This window comes from Winogradskyella eximia (assembly GCF_003386165.1).
Classification (GTDB): Bacteria; Bacteroidota; Bacteroidia; order Flavobacteriales; family Flavobacteriaceae; genus Winogradskyella; species Winogradskyella eximia.
On sequence record NZ_QRDV01000010.1, the window covers coordinates 93,292 to 117,420 of the forward strand.

Below are 24,129 nucleotides of genomic sequence, written 5' to 3' on the forward strand. Positions count from 1 at the left end.
CACAATTCCGTTTTAACGATTAAATTGCCGCCTTAACTCTAATGTTTGTTTATGATATTAGTTATAAGTTCTTTTGTTAGGTAAATTTAATGCAAATGATTCCAAATCAAAAAATATATTAATCCATATATATTTCATTTGTCTTAAAATACTTCCCTCTATTTATTTAACAAAGAACAAATAATTATGTTGTTTTCAACGAAGTAGTTATTACTATAGCTTTTTTTTAAGTTATAGTATTAGGTCTATTTAGTTTTAACAGCATCATTTGCATGATAGGTTATATCTATAAAATATGAAAAATAACTTTACTTCAATTTTTTTCAAATTATTAACAATTTGTGTTGTTTCATTATTATTTATAGATAATGGATTTGCTCAAGAACGATTTGATAAAGAATCTGATTATTGGCCTAAGACTGCCAAATTATCTCAGAAAGAACGAAAAGATTACATGGAGGTACTAAATAAACGTGCCAAAACGTATAATGAGAATAAATCATTTTCAAATTATAGTCAAAGATCTTCTGAAACAAATCCTGTAGGAACTTGTAATGTGATTACATGTGGTTCTTTTAATGCGATTGATATATCACCTAATAATAATGGGTTACCACAAGACTTTCAGACCGCTGTAGATGGAAGTGCTTATGCTGCTGATATCGTTTATGACTGCTGGAATGATCAAGGTACCGTAGATTATTCAGAAGGACAATATATTTCATATTCTAATATAGACGCAAACATTGATACACCTGCTATTATATCTCCTTCTCCAGATGGTGGAGGATTTTCTATTTTTTCATATAAATTTGAAGGTATTGAGCAAGATTTAACAGTACTTCCAAATGCCACTTACCGTGTGTGTTTTGAAATTGCTGTTATTCCTCGTTATAGTAATAGTGATGGTAGTTTCGTTGAGTTTAGTCCAGATTTAAATTTTGGTATAGGTTCTGGTGGAATTCAAATTACAGATCCATTAACTTATAATGAAGATGATTTGACTGTTCATCCTTTAACAGATTTTCCAAATAGTTTATCAACCGCAACAACTGGACCTTTTCAAAACCCAGGTGGTTGGACAGAAATTAATCCGTATTGGGAGACAATTTGTATCACTTTTCAGTCTGATAATTCAGGTACAGTAAATGTATTTTATCAAACTCAAACCCCTGGAAAGTCTGTAGTTTTAGTTGATGGATTAAGACTAAGTCTTGAAGGTTATTCTGTGCCACCTACTATTGCAGAAGAAAATATTGAAACAGGTAATATAGCGACAGATGTTTTTTGTGATTCATTTTCGGTTGACTTAAACTCTTATATAACATCAACAGGTCCTGGTGGTTCTGAATTAACTTGGAGCACCAGTCCAGATCCTTTAAATACTTCAGAACATTTAAGTGATACAGTTGTAAGTTCACCAGGTACTTATTACGTGTCTTATTACAACCCTGTTGATCTTTGTGCATCACCTGCAGGTTCTATAAATCTTATGATTACCGATTTAAGTGCTTCTGTAGGTTCAAAATCAGATGCTAACTGTGTTGGAGATTCAAATGGTTCAGTGATAATTTCCGCCACAAACGGAAATCCACCTTACAGTTATACTATAGATGGTGGTTCATCTCAAACTTCAAATACTTTTAATAATTTAGATATTGGTAATCATTTGGTCGAAGTTACAGATTCAAATAATTGCTCAGTTAGCGTTAATTTCGATATTAATGTGAATGATACTGAAGCGCCTACAGCTTCAAATCTAGATTCTATAAGTGTTCAATGCATAGACGATGTACCTGAATATAATATAGAAGATGTTGATGATGAAATGGATAATGTGACTACACATCCAGTTGTTTCTTTTATTTCGGATGTTTCAAATAATTTATCTTGTCCTGAAACAATTACAAGAACATATAGTGTTACTGATGACTGTGGAAATTCAATTAATGTTACTCAATTAATTACTATTAATGATACCATACCTCCTACAATTGACACGCCTGCTTCTGAAATAATGATTGAATGCGGTGTAACACCTGCTGGCACACTACAAAATTGGTTAGATACTAATGGTGGTGCTATGGCCTCAGATAACTGTGGAAATATAACATGGTCTAATAATTATAATACTGGTGTTTCAGATTGTTCTGAATCAACAACAGTAATATTTACTGCTACTGATCATTGTGGTAATACTGCAACAACGAGGGCAACTTATGTTATTCAAGATACAACACCTCCTGTAATAACAAATGTAGCCTCTAATCAATCAGTTGAATGTAATATTGATAGTAATGCAACTCAAAGTATTCAAAATTGGCTAGATACAAATGGTGGTGCTACAGCTACTGATGATTGTTCTGCAATTATTTGGACTAATAATTTCACCTCTCTTTCGGGTGGTTGTGGTGAAACAGGATCTGCTACAGTGACTTTTACAGCTACAGATGGTTGTGGAAACTCAACATCTACAACAGCTACATTTAATAATAGTGATACCACTAACCCTGTCGCTCCCAATGCTCCGGGCGATTTAAATTTACAATGTATTGACGAAGTTCCTAGTCCTGGTCAGTTAACTGCTACTGATAATTGCATGAATAATATAAGTGCTACAGGAGTTGATAATATTGATAATTCTAATCCTTGTAATATTACTATTGTAAGAACATGGACATTTATTGATGATTGTGGAAATTCATCATCTGTCTCACAAAATATTACAGTAGCAGATACAACGGCTCCTACATTTACTGTACCTGCAGATTTAAATATTGAATGTGATGTTGATGCTAATGATCTTACAATCACTGGTGATGTAACAAACGAAAAAGACAACTGCTCGTCTGGGCTAAATGCGACCTACACTGATAGTGTGGCGAATGGTAGCTGTGCCAACACAGAAACAATTACACGTACCTGGTCTCTGACTGATGATTGTAATAATACAACAAGACACGTGCAAATCATTAATGTTGTCGATACAACAGCGCCTACTTTAACTATTCCTAGTAATGTTACAGTAGAATGTACAGATCCTACAGATCCTTCTGCTACTGGTACAGCTACAGGAAGTGACTCTTGTGGAAATGTAACCATCTCTTATAATGATACGTCGTATGCTAATTGTGGTAATACAGAAAAAATTAAAAGAACTTGGACGGCTACTGATGACTGTGGTAATACTAGATCAAGAAATCAAATTATAACTGTAAAAGATACTACTCCTCCTACGATAGATACGCCTGCTTCACCAATAATGATTGAATGTGGTGTAACGCCTGATGGCACATTACAAGCTTGGTTAGATAATAATGGTGGCGCTGTGGCCTCTGATAACTGTGGAAATGTAACATGGTCTAATAATTATAACGCTGGTATTTCAGATTGTTCGTCGTCAATTACTGTAATCTTTACAGCTAGTGATGATTGTGGTAACACTTCTACTACAAGCGCAACCTATACAATTCAAGACACAACACCTCCAGTAATAACAATTTCTGCCTCTGATCAAATAATTGAATGTAATATTGATAGTAATGCAACTGAAAATATTCAAAACTGGTTAAATTCAAATGGTGGTGCTACTGCTACTGATGATTGTTCTGAAATTATTTGGACTAATAATTTCACCTCACTTTCTGGTGGTTGTGGCGAAACAGGATCTGCTACAGTGACTTTTACAGCCACTGATGGTTGTGGTAACTCAACAACCACAACGGCTACATTTAATAATAGTGATACAACTAACCCTGTCGCTCCCAATGCTCCTGCTGATTCATATTTCAATTGTATTGATGACGTGCCTACGCCTGGTCAATTAACTGCTACTGATAATTGCATGAGTAATATTACTGTTACAGGGGTTGATAGTGTTGATAATTCTAATCCATGTAATATAACTATTGTAAGAACATGGACGTTTATTGATGATTGTGGAAATTCATCTTCAGTGTCACAAAATATTATAGTAGCTGATACTGTAGCACCTACATTTACTGTACCTGCAGATATAACTATTCAGTGTGGAGAAGATACATCTAGTGCTAATACTGGTGATGTTACAAATGAAAAAGACAACTGTTCATCTGGTCTACAAGCAACATATACGGATAGTGTGACTAATGGTAGCTGTACCAACGCAGAAACAATTACACGTACATGGTCTCTGACTGATGACTGTAATAATACAACAACACGTGTGCAGACCATTAGCGTTGTAGATACAACAGCACCTACTTTAAATATACCTAGTGATGTTACTATAGAATGTACAAATCCTACTGCTCCTTCTGCTACTGGTACAGCCACAGGAAGTGACTCTTGTGGTAATGCAACAATCACTTATAATGATTCATCGGCAGCTAATTGTGGTTATACAGAAACAATTACAAGAACTTGGACGGCTACTGATGATTGTGGTAACACGACGTCATTAGATCAAATCATAACTATAGAAGACACAACACCTCCAACAATGGATACGTCTGCTTCTAATATAATGATTGAATGTGGTGTAACGCCTAGCGGAACTTTACAAGCTTGGTTAGATAATAATGGTGGTGCTTTGGCTTCTGATAACTGTGGAAGTGTAACATGGTCAAATAATTATAGTGATGGTGTTTCAGATTGTTCTTCATCTACAACAGTTATATTTACTGCTACTGATGATTGTGGAAACACTTCAACAACAAGCGCAGCGTATACTATTCAAGATACTACACCTCCAGTTATAACAAGTGCTGCTTCCGATAAAACAATTGAATGTAATATTGATAGTAGTTCAACTCAAAGTATTCAAAACTGGTTAGACACAAATGGTGGTGCTACTGCTACAGATGATTGTTCTACTGTTATCTGGTCAAATAATTTCACCTCACTTTCGGGTGGTTGTGGTGAAACAGGATCTGCTACAGTGACTTTTACAGCTACAGATGGTTGTGGAAACTCAACATCTACCACAGCTACATTTAATAATAGTGATACCACTAACCCTGTCCCTCCTAGTGCTCCAATCGATTTAACTTTCCAATGTATTGACGAAGTTCCTAGTCCTGGTCAGTTAACTGCTAGTGATAATTGCATGAATAATATAAGTGCTACAGGAGTTGATAATATTGATAATTCTAATCCTTGTAATATTATTATTGTAAGAACATGGACGTTTATTGATGATTGTGGAAATTCATCATCTGTGTCACAAAATATTACAGTAGCTGATACTACGGATCCTACATTTAGTGCACCAGCAGATGTGACTATTGAATGTGGTGTTGACACTAATGATCTTACGATTACTGGTGATGTAACAAATGAAAATGACAATTGTTCTTCTGGGCTAAATGCAACCTACTCTGATAGTATTGCTAATGGTAGCTGTGCCAACTCAAAAACTATTACACGTACTTGGTCTCTGACTGATGATTGTAATAATACAACAACACATGTACAGACCATTAATGTAATCGATACAACAGCACCTACATTTACAGCACCTGCAGATATCACTATTGAGTGTGATGTTGATGCTACTGACCTTGCTATAACTGGATATGTTACTAATATTGTAGATAACTGTTCTACTAATTTAAGAGCAATATATACAGATACGATTGCTGATGGCAGCTGTGCAAATGCATCAGTTATCACGCGTACTTGGTCTTTAAAAGATGATTGTGATAATACAACAACCTTAATTCAATCAATTACTGTTCAAGATACAACAGCACCTATAATTGACAATACTGGTATTCAAAATATCGAAATACAGTGTGGTGTAACTCCAGACGGAACACTTGAAAATTGGTTAGACAATAATGCTGGTGCAACTGCTTCAGATTTCTGTGGTAATATAACGTGGTCTAACGACTATGCTATGAATACTGACGTGGATTGTGCTAATGGAGCAATTACTGTAATCTTTACGGCTACTGACGATTGTGGTAATACAGCCACCACTAGCGCAACATATGCTATTCAAGATACAACACCTCCAGTAATAACAACTGCTGCCTCTGATCAAACCATTGAATGTAATATTGATGGTGGTGTTACTGAAGATTTTATAACATGGTTAGCAACAAATGGTGGTGCTAACGCTGCTGATAATTGTTCTGGTGTTATTTGGTCTCATAATTTCTCCACACTTTCTGATGGCTGCGGTGAAACAGGTTCTGCTACAGTGACTTTTACCGCTACAGATGGTTGTGGAAACTCAGCAACTACAACCGCTACATTTAATAGTGTTGACACAACTAACCCTGTTGCACCTAATGCTCCTGACGATTTAACTTTTCAATGTATTGATGAAGTTCCTAATCCTGGCCAATTAACCGCGAGTGATAATTGCATGGATAATATAACTGTTACAGGAGTTGATGCTATAGATAATTCTGATCCATGTCAAATAACTATTGTAAGAACTTGGACGTTTATGGATGATTGTGGAAATTCATCATCAGTGTCTCAAAACATTATAGTAGCCGATACTACTGCGCCAACTATTACTGTGCCTGCAGATATAACTATTCAGTGTGGTGCAGATGAGTCTAGTGCTAACACTGGTGAAGCTACTGGCAGTGATAATTGTAATAATTTAACCATTACCTATTCTGATACAGATACTTCCTCTTGTGGAAATACTAAGACCATTACAAGAACTTGGACTGTAACTGATGGTTGTAATAACAGTGTATCCGATACGCAAACAATAAATGTAATAGATACTACAGATCCTAGCTTCAATGAAAGCTTACCAACAAATATCACTGTAGATTCTAATAGCATACCAACACTTCTAGTTTTAACGGCATCCGATAATTGTGATGATAATATTGATGTTATATTTTCAGAAACATTAGTAGGTAGCAATTGTAATACTTCTTATACTATAGAAAGAAATTGGTCTGCTGAAGATGATTGTGGAAATGATATTGAGCATACGCAAATTATAAATGTTAATCATACTGTACTTTCAATAACCCTAAATTCGAAAATTGATGTGAATTGCTTTGGGCTAGACACAGGTGCTATTGATATAGACGTAAATGGTGGTCTACCTCCCTATTCTTATTCATGGAGTAATGGAGCGACGAGTCAAGATTTAACAGATATTGGTGCAGGTAATTATACAATAACGGTTGAAGATAATAACGGTTGTACTGTATCTAAAAGTTTTTATATTTCAGAACCTGCTACCCCATTAAGTCTTACTATAGATAAAGTAAATGCTACATCTATACGAGGTTGTATTGATGGTACTGCAACTGCAAATGTATCAGGTGGTACGTCCCCTTATTCTTATGAGTGGACTTCTTCTGCTAATAACCAAACTACTCAGACCGCTACAAATCTACCTGTAGGTATCCATTCAGTTGTTGTCACAGATAACAATGGCTGTAAAACTGTAGAGAGTATTGAAATTACCTGTACTGATGATTGTGATACCGCTTTAACAACTGGAACGACAACTAACGTTTTATGTTTTGGTGATGCAACGGGTGCCACTTCAATCTCTGCAAGTTCTGTGATTAATCCTACTGCTACATTTACTTTTACATGGTCTAATGGTCAAACAGATACTGGTGTAACCTCTAGTGCGATTGCTGATGTAATCGCTGGTAATTATACCGTGAGTGTGACTATGGATGGATCCGTTTGTGAGCCTGTAGTACAAACGATTACTATTGCTCAACCTACTGAAGCTTTAGGCCTTACGATTAATAAAGTGAACGCCACTTCAATACAAGGATGTACTGATGGAACGGCAACACCTGTGGTTTCTGGTGGTACACCTCCTTATACCTACCTTTGGTCAGCTTCGGCTAATAACCAAACAACTGCTAATGCTAGTGACTTACCTGTGGGTGATCATACGCTTGTGGTAACGGATGCTAATGGTTGTTCAACTTCTCAAATTATTTCTATTACCTGTACTGATGATTGTGATACCGCTTTAACAACTGGAACGACAACTAACGTTTTATGTTTTGGTGATGCAACGGGTGCCACTTCAGTCTCTGCTAGTTCTGTGATTAATCCTACTGCTACATTTACTTTTACATGGTCTAATGGTCAAACAGATACTGGTGTAACCTCTAGTGCGATTGCTGATGTAATCGCTGGTAATTATACTGTAAGTGTGACTATGGATGGATCCGTTTGTGAGCCTGTAGTACAAACGATTACTATTGCTCAACCTAGCGATGAGCTTTCTGGTTCTATAACACAAATAGCAAATTCTGAGTGTAATACAGAAAATACAGGTAGTCTAACAGCACAAGGTATTGGTGGAACTCCTCCATACACCTACTCTATTGATAATGGTGCTACTTTACAACTAGAAGGCTTCTTTGAAAATTTAGGCCCAGGAACATATCCCGTTTTAATTACAGATGCTAATGGATGTACTTTTATTATCACAACTAACAATACCATTTTAATTAATGATAACGAAAATCCTACAATTTCAGTTCCTAATACATTAACCATTTCAGGATGTGATATTGATGTTATAACTTCTACCAATGCTGTATTTCCGTTTAATGATACTCAATATATTGATGTAACCGGAATATTTGATTCAAATCCAAACTATAATGCTTCTGATGATTTTAATATTTCAAGCATAACTTATATTGATACTATTACTTCAACAGACAATTGTCCTATAATAATATCAAGAACATTCACTGTAACTGACAATTGTAATAATTCAACAACTTTTGTACAAACAATTACAGTTCAAGATACAACACCTCCTACTATTGATGATTCTGCTATTGAAAATATAACTATAGAATGCGGCATTACTTTAGAGGCTACTCTTGAAGATTGGTTAGCTAATAATGCTGGCGCAACAGCTACTGATAATTGTAGTACTGTAACTTGGACCAATAATTATGATTCTAATACAACTATAGATTGTGATAACGGATCTATTGAAGTTATATTCAGCGCAACTGATGAATGTGGTAATATTGCTACAACAACTGCTTCATATTCTTTAGTAGATACATTGGCACCAATATTAACAGTTCCTTTAAATGTGACTATTGAATGTGACGAAGATTCAAGTCCTGAAAATACTGGATTAGGGAAAGCGATTGACGAATGTGACATATCGGTTGAAGTTACTTATGAAGATATTGTAGAAACCGAATGTGGTAATACAAAAACAATAAGAAGAGTATGGACAGCAACGGATTCTTGTGGAAATTCAGCTACAGGTGAACAAATAGTAACTGTTGAAGATTCTACAGCACCAACATTCACTGTTCCTGCTGATATAACTATAGAATGTGATGTGAATATTGCAGATTTAACTCTAACAGGTGATGTTACTGACGAAGCTGACAACTGCTCAGCTGATTTAGAAGCAGAATACGCAGATAGTACCATTGATGGAAATTGTCCTAACTATTTTGTTATTACCCGTACTTGGACTTTAACAGATGAATGTGATAATGTAACAACTCATGAACAGTTAATTACAGTGCAAGATACAACTGCACCTTCATTTAATGAAACACTACCTTCTGATATTACAGTAGAGTGTGATGCAGTACCTGAGGCTGAAACCCTAACAGCTACTGATAACTGTGGTACTGCCGAAGTTAATTTTGTAGAACTGATTACAAACGGAGATTGTACAGGTTATTATCTTATTGAGCGCAGGTGGACGAGTATAGATAGCTGTGATAATGTAACCGAACACACTCAATTTATTTCAGTTCAAGATACAACGGCACCAACTGTTACTACTCCTTTCGATGAAAACATTATAGTGGCATGTGATGATGTACCTGCAGTGCCAAGTTTAGAATTTGAAGATTCATGTTCAAATAATATTGAGGTCGTATTCGATGAAGAATCCACTCAATCTAATAATTATGAAGATTATAATATTATTAGAACTTGGACCGTTTCTGATGACTGTGGTAATACATCAGAAATAACCCAAAATATAGCCGTAGAAGTCTCCAATGCGATTACAGCATACGATACTAGTCGTTGTATTCTAGATACTGAATTTGATTTATTCGATTTATTAACTGGTGATTTTAACATGGATGGTACATGGAGCGTTATTGCTGGTGATGCTGTTATTGATGGTAGTCTATTTGACCCTTCATCTGCTGAAGTTGGTGTATATACCTTCTTATACTCTATTACAGATGGACCTTGTCCTACAGAAAAAGAAGTTAACGTAACTCTTGATGATGATTGTGTAGTATTAGCATGTGGTGAAGATGATATCGTTATATCTAAAACGGTCACAGCAAATGGAGATCCATACAATGAGTTCTTTACCATTAGTGGTGTAGAAGATTGTGAATTTGTTATAGAACTACAAATATTCAATCGTTGGGGAGCTGAGATTTATAAATCTAATAATTATAAAAATGATTGGAATGGTAATGCACACAGTTCTTCTGTAGGAAGTTCAGGAAAAGTCCCAACCGGAACATATTTCTACATTATTAATATAAGAGAAAGTGGTATAGCTCCAATTACAGGCCCTATATACGTAGCAACAAATTAAAACTTAACCGACTGATGAAGTTATCAAAATTTATAAGTATTGCGATACTCTTTCTGAGTGTATCAGCTGCATTTGCCCAGCAACTGCCCCAGTTTACGCAATACATGTTTAATACCATTTCTATTAATCCGGCTTATGCTGGTAGTAGAGAGACATTAAGTATTGTAGGATTACACAGAAGCCAATGGATTGGCTTAGAAGGTGGACCAGAAACTCAAACCTTATCTATACACGCTCCTCTTCGTAATGAACGTATGGGCTTAGGAGTATCATTTATTAATGATAAATTAGGATATGAAAACTTTTCCTATCTATATGCTGATTATTCTTATACCATTAAACCAAGTGAAAAAACAAAACTAGCTTTTGGTCTAAAAGCAGGTATGACACATTACTCTTTAGATGAAGAACTACTTAATGATCCTTCTGTTAGTGGTGTAGATCCTTTTTTTAATGATATCTCTAACCGTTGGAGTCCTAATGTTGGTGCAGGTTTATATTTACACTCACAACTTTGGTATGCAGGTATATCTGCTCCAAGAATATTAAATACAGATTATAATAAAGGAAGTGATGCCATAAGAGAATTTGTTGCGTTTGAACGTGTGAGTTATTACATTACTGGTGGATATGTTTTTACTCTAAGTGAGAGTACTAAATTAAAACCTTCAGTATTACTAAAAGCCACTAATGGTGCGCCTTTATCTTTTGACGTTTCTGCAAACTTTTTATTCTATGAAAAGTTTTGGGCTGGATTAGCCTATAGAGCTAATGAACATGCTGCTGCTATCGGAGGTATTGCCGATTTTCAAGTATCAAAACAATTAAGAGTAGGATATGCCTATGAATATCCGATATCAGATATTGCTCCTTACACAAGTGGTACTCACGAAATTTTACTAATGTTTGAAGTCTTTAAGAGCAAACGAATTAAATCGCCAAGATATTTCTAAAAAGAACTGTATTATGAAAATCAAATTATTAACGCTTGTTCTAGTTTTATGCAGTTCGTTGTCTTTTGCGCAAACGAAATTGGCAGATAAATTTTTTGATAATTATGGCTATGTAAAAGCCATAGAATTATACGAAAAAGTTGTTGAAAAAGGAAAAGCAGATGCACACGTTTTAACACGTCTTGGTGATGCTTACTACAACAATTCAAATTCAGAAAAAGCAGCATATTGGTATGAAAAAGCATTAAATGAATACAAAGATATTGAAGCTGAATATATCTATAAGTACATTCAATCACTAAGAAGCCTTGGTAATTACAAAGAAGCAGATGTGTGGTTTAAAAAATTGAATGAAGCACAACATGGAGATAGCAGACTTAAAGGTTACAATCCTGATGACATTGATATTTTTGATAAACTAACATCTAAAAATGAAGACCTTATGGTCTCAATAAAGAATTTAGATTTTAATTCAGAATTAGCAGATTTTGGATCATTTGTTAAAGATAGCACGCTCTACTTTGCCTCTTCTAGAGGTGATGATGAAAAAATCTATAATTGGAATAAAGAACCATTTTTAGATATATTTCAAATTGGTATAACACATGAGCAAAATGAAGATGGAGAAAAAAATGAAGTTTATGGTTCACCTTCTCAAATAAATGGTGACGACATAAATACAATATATCATGAAGCATCCATTGCAATAACTAACAATGGTAAAACAATGTATTTTACCAGAGATAATGTTAATCATAAAAAACGCTTAAAATACGATAAAGAAGGAACAACACATCTTAAAATATATAAAGCAACTTTAGAAGGAAAAGAATGGAGTAATCCTATAGAATTACCTTTTAATGACGAAATATACTCCACAGGTCATCCATCATTAAGTGTAGATAATAAAACATTATATTTTGTATCTGATCGTGATGGAGGTATTGGACAAACAGATATTTATTCTGTTGAAATAAAAGAAGATGGTACTTATGGAGATCCAGTTAATTTAGGAGACAAAATAAATACCGAAGGCCGAGAAATGTTTCCTTTTGTGGCACAAGATAGCACGTTCTACTTTTCTTCTGATGGCCATTTAAACTTAGGTTTATTAGATATTTTTAAATCTAACATTCTAAAAAATGATTCAACATTAGCTTCAGAACCAGAAAATATGGGTGCGCCTTATAACAGCGGTTACGATGATTTTGCTATTTTCATTGACAGCAAAACTCGCAAAGGGTACTTTTCTTCAAATAGACCAGAAGGAAAAGGGAGTGACGATATTTACAGTTTTAAAATTAGTAAGTGTAACCAACTAATTACAGGAATTGCAACAGAACATAGAACAGAGATAATATTGGCTGATGTAACAGTGCAACTCATTGATGAAACAGGTAAAATAATTGCTGAAGTTATAACTGATGAAAACGGAACTTACAATTTTGAAATAGAGTGCGATAAAACATATACCATTCTAGGAAGTAAACCAGATTATAAAGAAGACCAGCACACGATTACATCTTCTAAAGAAAACGAAAAATCAAACACTATTAATCTTGTTTTAAAACCTTTAATATTAGAGAGTCAGATTATTATAAATCCTATATTCTTTGATTATGATAAATCTAATATTAGAACTGATGCACAATATGAATTAGAAAACATTGTAGATGTACTACGTAAGCATCCAGAAATGGTAATTAAAATTGAATCACACACTGATAGTAGAGGACGTGATAAGTATAATTTAAAGTTATCAGACAAACGAGCTAAATCTACAGCAGAGTATATTATATCTAGAGGTATTGATGCCAGTAGAATAGAAAGTGCTAGAGGCTTTGGTGAAACACGTCTCTTAAATGAATGTGGTAACAATTCTAATTGTACCGAAAAAGAACACCAAGTAAACCGTCGTTCTTATTTCTACATTGTAGATGGCGATAAAGAAAAAGAATAAATTCCCAAACTAAATTTATACTAAGTAAAGAGCAAGCTTGTAATGAGCTTGCTCTTTTTTATTAATAATATTGAAAACTAAAATCAATTCAAAAAAAGTAACTTTACTAAACAAAATGATTTAATAATAAAGCATGAAAATATTTTCCATACTAATATTATTACTAATTCCCATTTTAGTGCCTTCTCAAACCCTAAAAGGCGTTGTTTTAGATAGTATTACTAATAAAACATTACCATATGCAAGTTTAGCTCTTAAAGATAAAAATAGTGGTGTTTATAGTAATGAAGATGGTACTTATAGTTTTAATATATCTAAAGCTTCAGCAAAAGACACTTTAGTTATTTCGCTTATTGGATATCATAACAAAAAAATTGCTGTAACACATATTTTAGACAGAACCGAAGAAGATTTAAACTTTCAAATGTTACCTAAATTTGAAACTTTAGATGAAGTTTTAATTCATAACACATCAAAAACATATCGTAATAATAAGATAAAGCTATCTTCAGGAAATCGAAAACTAATATTTCCGTTTTCTGTTCCTTTCGGCTACGAAACAGCCACATTAATAGAAAATCCAAAACATAAAAATGGCAAGCTGGTAAAACTGCATTTAAAATTCAAGGATTCTAGTAAAGACATTTATGATACGTACCAAACCTATTATAGAATCGCTTTTTATAATATAGATAGCCTAGGCTTTCCTGGTGATCTTTTACATTTTGAAAATATCATAATAAAGCCAGAAATACATGAAAAGAATTATATAATTGATTTAGAGGATAAAGGTATTCCCTTTACAAAAAAGGGTATTTTTATTGGTATTGAGACCGTAAAACCAGACTCTGTAAAACTAAAAAGTTCAATGTATGTTACTACACCAAGTATTCTACATACACATACTAAACACAGACTTAAATACGCTCGTTTTCGTTCAAATGATTGGGTTAAACATTCTAGAAAATCTGTACATAAAGATAAGTTATACGCTGTGCCATTTATAAAAATTGAAATGGTTTACGAGAAAGAGAAAACGAAATAAAAAACAACTATTATTTCTATTAGGTATTAGCAGAAAAACTATCGTTTAATAAAAATGTTAGTGAAATACCATTTTCCATTTACATCTTGCTCAGCAGATACATCGAAATCGGTAAAATCACCATCGATATTAGCTTTATGACTTGGGCTGTTTAACCAAGCATTAACAACAGCTTCTGCAGAATTAAAACCATAACCAACATTTTCTGAAACAACATTAGCGTTAGCATTTACCTCTAAGGTTTGCTTTCTTAAAAAGAAATTATGATGAGATACATTATGTACTTCTACCATATAATCTGTATGAGTATATGCCACAGCTTTAACAGTATTATGATTTTGTAAAGGTCTTAAACCCTCACCTATTCTGTATGAATTAAGAAGCTCCATAATTTCTATTTCTATTTGTTTGGCTTGAGGAGCGACAGGCACTTCAATTGCAGTATTAGCGTCATCATCCATTTCTTCTGAAGAACAAGATGTTAAATTAAAAAGAACAATAATAGCCAAAAATGGGAATAATTTAGAAGCTTTCATAAGTAGGTAATTTAGGTTAGGGTTTACTAAATTAACCGCACTCTTTTCTTAAAATGTTAAATAAATGTTAAAATCGATTAACGACATGTATTTTGTCGATTTTTATTGCAAAACATCGACGAAACGCACTTTTTTAATAAAATTTAACACAGTTAAACATCTAAAAATTGTATTTCAACGATAATTTAAATATATCATAGGGAATAGTCCATAAACATAAAATAGGATATATTATGTTTTAATTTCTTTAAAGTAAAAGCATGCAAATCTGTTAAAGACATCAGAATTATTGAATGGAATATAATGCAAGTAAACTAATATTCAGTGTAATAAAACGAATTAACTATTTCTATTAAGGTGCTAGACGCTCAATTTTCCAATTATAATCTTCTTGTAATTGATAACGAATTCTATCATGAAGTCTATTTGGTCTTCCTTGCCAAAATTCTATTGTAGAAGGTTTTACAATATAGCCTCCCCAATTTTTAGGTCTTTCAATATCTTTGCCTTCAAATTTAGCACCTAATTCTTTTAATTTATTTTCAAGTTCTGCCCTATCTTTTACAACTTCACTTTGATTAGATACTACAGCACCTAATTGACTTCCTCTAGGTCTTGATTCAAAATAACCATCACTTAGGTTTTCCGAAATTTTTTCAGCCTTCCCCTTAATAATAATTTGTCGTTCTGCTGCATGCCAAAAGAAGGATAAACAAACATTAGGATTTTTTGCAATAGCCTTACCTTTTTCACTATCGTAGTTGGTATAAAAAATAAAACCTTCGTAGGTGTATTTTTTAAGCAGTACTACTCTATTCTTTGGGTAGCCGTCTAAGCCAATGGTAGAAATAGTCATTGCATTAGTTTCGTCTACATCAAAATGCGTATCGACCTCTATAAACCAGTCTCTAAATAACTCTAGAGGGTTTTCTGGAACGTTTTCTAATAACAATTCACCTTTTTCGTAAGATTTTCTATAATTACCTAAGTCTGTTTGCATTACATTTTAATTTAATTTTTTATTCAATTTTTCCTTCTTCAATTGCTTTGTTCCCTATAAATTTAAGGATTAAAACATACAAATGAAATTTGAAGACAGTAAATATTCTAAGCGTTTTGCATATAAAAAAGAAGTTTTTCCGTTTGGAACATTATATCTAACTAAATATTTTATTGTATCAGAATTAAATGAGGGTGTTCATGTCGATTACACAATTGCCGGTGAAATAATTTCAAGATGCAGTAAATATGTTCATAAGGGTGATAAAATCAGTTATATCGCTAATCGTTATAACTCATATTCTTTTAATCCTCAAATTTGGGTAGATTTTAATAACGAATATGACTTTTTAATTGCAACTGCCATTGTATCTTATTCAAATTTTAGCCATTTAAATGCTTCTTTAGAAAAACAATTTTTCAGTAAAAGTTTAAAACGATGCAAAAGTTTAGATGAAGCCATCAACTGGGTTATTAATCTAGATGAAATAACAAAAGTGACTAATCAAAGTTAAAGACTTTCCCATCTTTAGCTAAAACGGTATGCTCAAATACAGTTTGTGCTTCATTTTTAAACTCTTCATAGCCATTATAACGCGTGGAATAATGACCTAATATTAAGGTTTCTACATTTGCTTTTTTTGCAATAGTAGCGGCTTGCCTTGCTGTACTATGCTTAGTAGGGACACAAAGATCTTCATTTTTATCTAAGAAAGTAGATTCATGATATAAAACAGTACAATCCTTTATTATAGGAATAATTTCCTCATTATAAACTGTATCACTACAAAAAGCATAACTTTTAGCTGGCAAAGGATCTTTAGTCACTTTTTCATTTGCAATTAAAACACCGTCTTCATTTTCTACATCAAATCCTTGTTTTAATTTTCTAAAGTAAGCCTTATCTATATTGGCTTCATTCACTAAATTAATATCTAATTTACGTTCGTTTTCTTTCTCTTTAAATAAAAAACCGTTGGTGTAAATTCGATGTTTTAGAGGTATAGTATGAACTTCAACTTTTTCATCTTCATATATAAGTTGCGACACTTTAGAACTTAACTCATGAAAAATAAGCGGATAATTTGTCCAACTTGAAGATAATTTCATTTGAAGTGTTATCACTTCTTTAAGACCCTTTGGTGCATAAATATGAAGTTCTGTTTCTCTTGTTAACAGACTAAATGTATTCACTAAACCAACCAGTCCAAAATAATGGTCTCCATGAAGGTGCGAAATAAAAATATGCTTAATTCTAGAAAACTTTATTTTATTACGTCTCAATTCTACTTGCGTTCCTTCTCCACAATCAATTAAAAACATATTATTTTTAATCTCTAAAACCTGTGAAGTCGGATTGGTATTGGTACGTGGTGTTGCGCTATGGCAACCGAGAATGGTTAATTTCATTAATTAATTTATGGGTTTAGAGTTTATAAATGGTATAAGATAAACTCATAAACTTCTTTTAAAATCCTAAATCGCGTTCCATATCTTCCATTTCAATTATATCGTATGCTTCTGTAATGGTTGGTACTACGACTATTTCGTCTGGCATTTGGTCTAAATCTACTTGATCAGATACCACAACAAAGCTTTTTTTATCTGCTCTGTGATTATTACTTAAGCGTAAAAATTCAATAATATCTTCTAGCGAAATTTTATCTAAGCTCGATAACCTAATAATTAGATGGTAGTTTTTATACTTATCGTATGCCTGCTCTATATTGTTCACTAAAGTTTTTACTGACGCCTTCTCTTGAGCGATTATGGTAATATTACCGTCTCTATCTATAATCATAATCTATTGTTTTATTTTAGAAGCTAACAGATAAATAACGGCCATTCTAACAGCGACACCATTTTCTACTTGATTTAAGATGATGGCTTGTTTAGAATCTGCGACATCACTTGTAATCTCCACACCTCTATTTATAGGTCCAGGATGCATAATCACAATTTCTTTATCTAAGCTATCTAATAGTTCTTTATTAACTCCAAATTGTTGTGTGTATTCTCTAGTTGAAGGAAAATAACTAATATCCATACGTTCATTTTGTACTCTAAGCATATTAGCAACATCGCACCATTCTAAAGCTTTTTTTAAATTGGTTTCTACTTTCACTCCTAAATCTTTAATGTATTTAGGTAATAATGTTTTTGGTCCACAGACCATGACATTGGCTCCTTGGAGTTGTAACGCGTATATATTTGAAAGCGCTACTCTACTATGTAAAATATCACCTACAATAACCACATTTTTCCCTTTAACACTTCCTAATTTCTCTCTAATGGAATAAGAATCTAATAAGGCTTGTGTAGGATGCTCATGTGCGCCATCACCTGCATTTATAATACTAGCATTAACATGTTTAGACAAAAACACTCCAGCTCCTGGATTAGGATGACGCATAACCACCATATCTACTTTCATAGACAAGATATTGTTAACTGTATCTATAAGGGTTTCCCCTTTTTTTACTGAAGATTGTGATGCTGAAAAATTAATAACATCTGCCGATAATCGTTTTTCTGCTAACTCAAAAGACAATTTTGTTCTTGTTGAATTTTCAAAAAATAAATTTGCAATAGTAATATCTCTAAGTGATGGTACTTTTTTTATGGGTCTATTAATAACCTCTTTAAACTGATCTGCAGTTTCAAAAATAAGGTCGATATCTTGTTTAGTAAGATATTTAATTCCTAATAAGTGATTGACACTTAATTCGCTCATTTTGTTTTGCTTTATTTAGCTTTTGGCTATTAGCTTTTGGCCTTTAGCGATTCATTTTTATTTTTCAAATTCAAATTCAAGTTCGAGTTCGAGTTCATCTTCTTATTTATTTACCAAATAAACGGCATCTTCACCTTCATTTTCAACCCACTTTACTTTTACTTTTTGGTTGTCTATAGCATCTACTTGTCGTCCTCTATAATTAGGTTGAATAGGTAAATGTCGACTAAAGCGTCTATCTATTAAGGTTAATAACTCTATATCTTTTGGTCTTCCGAAAGATTGAATTGCTGTAAGCGCAGACCTAATACTTCTACCTGTATATAAAACATCGTCAATAAAAACCACATTTTTATCTTCAACTATAAAATCTATAATCGTTGTATTTGCTTCTAAGGGTTTATCTCCTCTTCTAAAATCATCTCTAAAAAACGTAATATCTAAATGTCCGAGTTTAATATTTTTAATCTTGTAATCCTCAGTTAGTATCTGCGCTAAACGATCTGCTAAAAATTTGCCTCGTGGTTGAATACCAATTAATACAGTTTCAGAAAAATCATCGTGATTTTCAATGAGTTGACAAGCCAATCTGTGAAGGGTAATATTGACTTCTTTAGAGTTAAGTAGTACTTTGTGACTCATATGGTTTCCAAACGTTGTTGGCTTACAAAGTTAGGATAAATTATTTTGTTGACAATACTTTTTTCTTGCAAAGGCAGTGTACTGTATAGACAAACAAACTACGGTATAAAAAAAGCCTCTCGAAAATCGAGAGGCTTTAGTTTATTTAAAATTCGAGGAAATTATTTCTTCCCGTCCATTTTATCTTTAAGAGCTTGTAAAGCATCATTTGCGTCACCTAAAGTTGGTTTAGCTTCAGCCGCTTGAGCTTCTTGCTTTCTTACAGCTTGCTTAACGATTTTAGCTTCTTCTTCTCTAAATACTGCTGTATGAGATGCTACAACACGTTTGAATTCTTTATTAAATTCAATGATCTTGAATTCTGCTTCTTCACCTTTACCAAGTTTAGAACCATCTTCTTTCTCTAAATGACGTGCTGGTACAAAGGCAACGATATCTTCGTTAAAATCAATTGTTGCTCCTTTATCTACCATCTCTGTAATAGCTGCTTTATGAACTGTATCTAAAGCGAATTCAGTTTCATATTTATCCCAAGGGTTTTCCTCAGTTTGTTTGTGACCTAAAGATAATTTACGTCCTTCAACATCTAATTCTAATACAACTACATCTAAAGTATCACCTACGTTACAGAACTCAGATGGATGCTTAATTTTCTTAGTCCAAGATAAATCTGAGATATAAATTAATCCGTCGATACCTTCTTCTAATTCAACAAAAACACCAAAGTTTGTAAAGTTACGTACAATACCTGAGTGCTTAGAACCTACAGGATACTTAGTAGTAATATCAGTCCATGGATCTGGCGTTAATTGCTTAATACCAAGAGACATTTTACGATCTTCTCTATCTAAAGTTAAGATAACAGCATCGATTTCATCACCTACAGTTACGAAATCTTGAGCAGAACGTAAATGCGTAGACCAAGACATTTCACTTACGTGAACTAAGCCTTCTACACCTTCTTCTACTTCAACAAAAGCACCGTAATCAGCGATAACTACTACTTTACCTTTTACTTTATCTCCAACTTTTACAGTTTCACCTAAAGCTTCCCAAGGATGCTTAGATAATTGCTTAAGACCTAATTGGATTCTTGATTTGTTTTCATCAAAATCAAGGATTACAACATTTAATTTCTGATCTAACTCAACAATCTCATTTGGATGGTTGATACGAGACCATGATAAATCTGTAATGTGAACTAAACCATCTACACCACCTAAATCGATAAACACACCATAAGAAGTAATATTTTTTACAATACCTTCTAATACTTGTCCTTTTTCTAGTTGACCAATGATTTCTTTCTTTTGTTCTTCAATATCAGCTTCAATAAGAGCTTTATGAGAAACTACTATGTTTTTGAATTCGTGGTTGATTTTCACAACTTTAAATTCCATAGTTTTATTTACGTACTGATCGTAATCTCTAATAGGCTTCACATCGATTTGAGAACCTGGTAAGAAAGCTTCTATACCAAATACATCTACGATCATACCACCTTTAGTTCTACATTTTACAAAACCGTTAACGATTTCGCCAGTATCATGTGCATTGTTTACACGATCCCATGCTTTGATTACTCTCGCTTTTCTGTGAGATAATACTAATTGACCAGTTGCATCTTCACGCACATCAATTAATACTTCAACTTTGTCACCTACAGCTAAGTTAGGGTTGTAACGGAACTCATTAAGAGAAATTACACCTTCAGACTTTGCGTTAATGTCAATAATTGCATCACGATCTGTGATTGTAATTACAGTACCTTCTACTACTTCGTCATCTAAAGTGTCAACGAAATTTTCTGATACTAATTTTTCGAACTCTTCTAATTTAGTGTCTTCAACTTGCTCAATTCCTTCTTCGAATTTGTGCCAATCGAACTCTTTTAAGAATTTTTCTGGATTTGCTTGTGCTTCAGAGATCACTGGAGCTTTTACTGCTTCAGTTGCTTCAACTTCAGCTTGATTTGTTTCTTTTTCAGACATGTGCTGAATAATAATTTGTATTCTGTAGTTTTTTGAAAGATTCGCGAAAAAATCTACAGAAGATATTAATTAAATTGTTTTTATTTCCTTTTACTTTCTTTAATCCGCTAAAAAGGTCTGCAAAAGTACAACATTTATAAGGTTTTACAAAACATATTTATTTAAAAATAGTATAGCGCTATTACCTATGCTAAAATCGAATATAAAACTAGTATTGTATAAACACAACACATTGATTATATATTAATTATGCTATTACATTAAATTTAGTCCAAACTCATAAATGATATAAAAATGATTACCTTTTATGGTTTAATTATCTATGTAATTCTTTAGTTAAATCGAAGAAGATTCTAATCGTTAATTATCATTAGGTAATATATTTTATAATATGCCTATTATAATAAGTGCTTTTTATAGATATAATTAAAATAAAAGTGACTTAAGTCTATATTTTGTTTCTCACTAATAAGAATATCAAAATGATGCTTTATTGCATAAAACTTGGCACATATTTTGGTATATTTACAATACTATTAACAATTAAAATATTAGAACAATGGTTAAAGCAAAATACCAAGGCGTATTAGACTTAGGAGAAAAATTAAACATTCAGAATGGTGATGTTAGTGAAAAAGAGGGTGTACTTCAAGTAAAAGGTACAGCTGCTACACAATACGATAAAAACTTAATCTGGGATAAGATCAAAGAAGTTGGTGGAGATAATCCTGCTGATATTATGGCAGATATTAAAGTAGCTGATGAATCAGTTTACGCAAGACATACTGTAGTTTCTGGTGAAACTTTAGGTAAAATTGCTAAACAATATTATGGTGAGCCAGGTAAATATCAAAAAATATTTCAAGCTAATACTGACATTTTAAAGAATCCAGATGTTATTCATCCTGGTCAGGAATTAATTATTCCTAATCTTTAATAAGGAAACAGACATTTTTAAAAAGCGACTTTAGAGTCGCTTTTTTTATTTAGAAATAATTTGATTTGCTTTTTCAATCAATGTATTCAATTGCTCATCTATTGTTAAATCAGAATTATCAATTTCTATAGCATCTTCTGCTTTTACAAGTGGCGAATCTTCTCTTGTAGAATCGATATGATCTCTAGTAGTTACATTTTCTAAAACATCTTCGTAGCTTAAGTTATGGCCACGCTCTAATAATTCTTTATAACGACGTTTGGCACGTGTTTCTGCAGAGGCTGTCATAAAGATTTTTAATTCGGCATTAGGAAAAACAACAGTTCCAATATCTCTTCCATCCATTACAATACCTCTATCTTTTCCCATGAGTTGTTGTTGCTCTACTAATTTGCGTCTTACTTCAGATAAAGTTGCCACAGGACTCACATATTTTGAAACTCTAAGTGTTCTAATTTCGGCTTCTATATTTTTACCATTTAAATACACTTCTGCAAAACCAGCGGCTTCATTAAACTTAAAAGTGATACTAATATCTCCTAGCCTATCAATTAAGGCAGCTTCATTAAAAAAATCTTCTCCAATAAATTCATTTTCAAGCGCAAAATAAGTGACCGCTCTATACATTGCTCCAGTATCTACATAGATATAATTAAGCTCTTTAGCTAGTTGTTTAGCAACTGTACTCTTTCCTGTGGAAGAAAAACCGTCTATTGCAATGATAATTTTATTCATTATAAATGTGTTTAATTTATCTTCGTCTACCATCTAAATCAATCTGCAGTCCGAAAAAACTAGTATTTGAAGCACTTGTATATCTTGCATGCGTATAACTAAATCGCATATTATTAATTTTAATTCCTACACCTACTGAGAGTCCAGAAAAATTTCTTTGATCCTCAATTCTTAGCTCTTCTGCACGTCTAAAATTATAACCTAATCGGATATTAAAACCTCCTTCCGGAAATAATTCAGCTCCCAAGATAAGATGACGCAAGCCTTTATTAAAAAAACTAACCTTCTCTTCTGTTTGGTTGCCATCTAAATCTGTTGTTGCTCTAGCCGGATTAGAGACTCCTATAGGCCATTTTTGCAAATTCTCTAATGTTAAATGCCAACGTAATGGCACATTCTCTAGAGTTTGAGACATTCCAAAATTAATTTCAAATGGCAATGGTTCATGTTGTCCTGCATAGGTAGAAAACTGAGTTCCCACATTTCTTACTGTTAAGGCTGCATGGAAATCTAGCTTTTCATTAATATACATGGCTCCAAAATCGAAGGCGCCTCCTACAGAGTTATATTGTTCTAAAAGCGATGTTATAATTTTTAAATTAGCACCAATGTAAAAATCGGTGTAAGGAATATTGTAGTTGTAACCAAAAGATATAGCCGTCTCGTTTCCATTAAAGGATCCTGTAGAATTACCACTTACATCATAACCATCAAAAGAACCATAATTGATATAAGTGACTCCAAAATGAAAAGTTTGTACATGCCTATCCCAAGTATAAGCGTAAGCTGCTGTTCCGTAACTAATTCCACCTAAATAGCTCGAATAATTAACCGCTAACTGATTGTTCATCTTCCAATTAATAGAAGCCGGATTGTAAAGTGCTTCAGTAACATCGTGATCAAAATTAGTTATAATTTTACCACCTAAAGCAGCCTGTCTCGGTGAAGATACTAAATTAAGAAATTGATAGGTAGATTCCCCACCCAATTGCGCAAACGCAGGCAATGCCAAAAGCATAATAAATAAGGTAAGAATCCTCTTAATCATAGA

Annotated in this window: 15 protein-coding genes; 6 read left to right on the forward strand and 9 right to left on the reverse strand. The window is 33.1% G+C overall.

Annotated elements, in window-relative coordinates; genetic code table 11:
- Window positions 1-295 precede the first annotated feature (295 nt).
- From DFQ10_RS17440 to DFQ10_RS17455, 4 genes are all read left to right on the forward strand, one after another.
- Window positions 296-10,546, forward strand: coding sequence for an HYR-like domain-containing protein (locus DFQ10_RS17440; RefSeq protein ID WP_115818728.1), 10,251 nt, complete (start codon window positions 296-298; stop codon window positions 10,544-10,546).
- Window positions 10,547-10,560: 14 nt separating this feature from the next.
- Window positions 10,561-11,499, forward strand: a complete 939-nt coding sequence (locus tag DFQ10_RS17445; protein WP_115818729.1) for a PorP/SprF family type IX secretion system membrane protein — start codon at window positions 10,561-10,563, stop codon at window positions 11,497-11,499.
- A gap of 13 nt (window positions 11,500-11,512) precedes the next feature.
- Window positions 11,513-13,459, forward strand: coding sequence for an OmpA family protein (locus DFQ10_RS17450; protein ID WP_115818789.1), 1,947 nt, complete (start codon window positions 11,513-11,515; stop codon window positions 13,457-13,459).
- Window positions 13,460-13,592: 133 nt separating this feature from the next.
- On the forward strand, window positions 13,593-14,504 hold the full coding sequence (locus DFQ10_RS17455; RefSeq protein WP_115818730.1) for a carboxypeptidase-like regulatory domain-containing protein: 912 nt from the start codon (window positions 13,593-13,595) through the stop codon (window positions 14,502-14,504).
- Window positions 14,505-14,542: 38 nt separating this feature from the next.
- Here DFQ10_RS17455 and DFQ10_RS17460 read toward each other — a convergent pair whose 3' ends face one another.
- Both DFQ10_RS17460 and pdxH read right to left on the reverse strand, forming a co-directional pair.
- Complete coding sequence (locus tag DFQ10_RS17460; RefSeq protein ID WP_115818731.1) at window positions 14,543-15,040, reverse strand: CAP domain-containing protein; 498 nt, start codon at window positions 15,038-15,040, stop codon at window positions 14,543-14,545.
- Between the two features lie 352 nt (window positions 15,041-15,392).
- A complete protein-coding gene (pdxH, locus tag DFQ10_RS17465) occupies window positions 15,393-16,040 on the reverse strand; it encodes a pyridoxamine 5'-phosphate oxidase (protein WP_115818732.1) in 648 nt (215 codons plus the stop codon).
- Window positions 16,041-16,122: 82 nt separating this feature from the next.
- Between pdxH and DFQ10_RS17470 the strand changes: the two genes are divergently transcribed.
- Entirely contained in the window at window positions 16,123-16,554 is a 432-nt protein-coding gene (locus tag DFQ10_RS17470; protein WP_115818733.1) for a hypothetical protein, read from the forward strand.
- Here the strand turns inward: DFQ10_RS17470 and DFQ10_RS17475 are convergent.
- From DFQ10_RS17475 to rpsA, 5 genes are all read right to left on the reverse strand, one after another.
- A complete protein-coding gene (locus DFQ10_RS17475; RefSeq protein WP_115818734.1) occupies window positions 16,541-17,449 on the reverse strand; it encodes a ribonuclease Z in 909 nt (302 codons plus the stop codon). The two genes, DFQ10_RS17470 and DFQ10_RS17475, sit on opposite strands and share 14 nt — an antisense overlap.
- Window positions 17,450-17,507: 58 nt before the next feature.
- Window positions 17,508-17,840 carry a ribonuclease Z gene (locus tag DFQ10_RS17480; protein ID WP_115818735.1) on the reverse strand — a complete coding sequence of 111 codons (333 nt, stop codon included), beginning with the start codon at window positions 17,838-17,840 and terminating at the stop codon, window positions 17,508-17,510.
- A gap of 3 nt (window positions 17,841-17,843) precedes the next feature.
- The gene (locus tag DFQ10_RS17485) at window positions 17,844-18,773 is read right to left on the reverse strand and encodes an aspartate carbamoyltransferase catalytic subunit (protein WP_092471147.1); all 930 of its coding nucleotides are present in this window, start codon (window positions 18,771-18,773) and stop codon (window positions 17,844-17,846) included.
- Between the two features lie 102 nt (window positions 18,774-18,875).
- Complete coding sequence (gene pyrR / locus DFQ10_RS17490) at window positions 18,876-19,415, reverse strand: bifunctional pyr operon transcriptional regulator/uracil phosphoribosyltransferase PyrR (protein WP_115818736.1); 540 nt, start codon at window positions 19,413-19,415, stop codon at window positions 18,876-18,878.
- A gap of 161 nt (window positions 19,416-19,576) precedes the next feature.
- Window positions 19,577-21,406 carry a 30S ribosomal protein S1 gene (gene rpsA / locus DFQ10_RS17495; RefSeq protein ID WP_115818737.1) on the reverse strand — a complete coding sequence of 610 codons (1,830 nt, stop codon included), beginning with the start codon at window positions 21,404-21,406 and terminating at the stop codon, window positions 19,577-19,579.
- A 559-nt stretch (window positions 21,407-21,965) separates the two neighbouring features.
- Here rpsA and DFQ10_RS17500 point away from each other — a divergent pair.
- On the forward strand, window positions 21,966-22,343 hold the full coding sequence (locus tag DFQ10_RS17500) for a LysM peptidoglycan-binding domain-containing protein (protein WP_115818738.1): 378 nt from the start codon (window positions 21,966-21,968) through the stop codon (window positions 22,341-22,343).
- Window positions 22,344-22,388: 45 nt separating this feature from the next.
- Here DFQ10_RS17500 and cmk read toward each other — a convergent pair whose 3' ends face one another.
- Window positions 22,389-23,078, reverse strand: a complete 690-nt coding sequence (gene cmk, locus DFQ10_RS17505) for a (d)CMP kinase (protein WP_115818790.1) — start codon at window positions 23,076-23,078, stop codon at window positions 22,389-22,391.
- A gap of 16 nt (window positions 23,079-23,094) precedes the next feature.
- Window positions 23,095-24,126: a type IX secretion system protein PorQ gene (gene porQ / locus DFQ10_RS17510; RefSeq protein ID WP_147299244.1), complete on the reverse strand. Its 1,032-nt coding sequence runs from the start codon at window positions 24,124-24,126 to the stop codon at window positions 23,095-23,097.
- Between the last annotated feature and the right edge of the window lie 3 nt (window positions 24,127-24,129).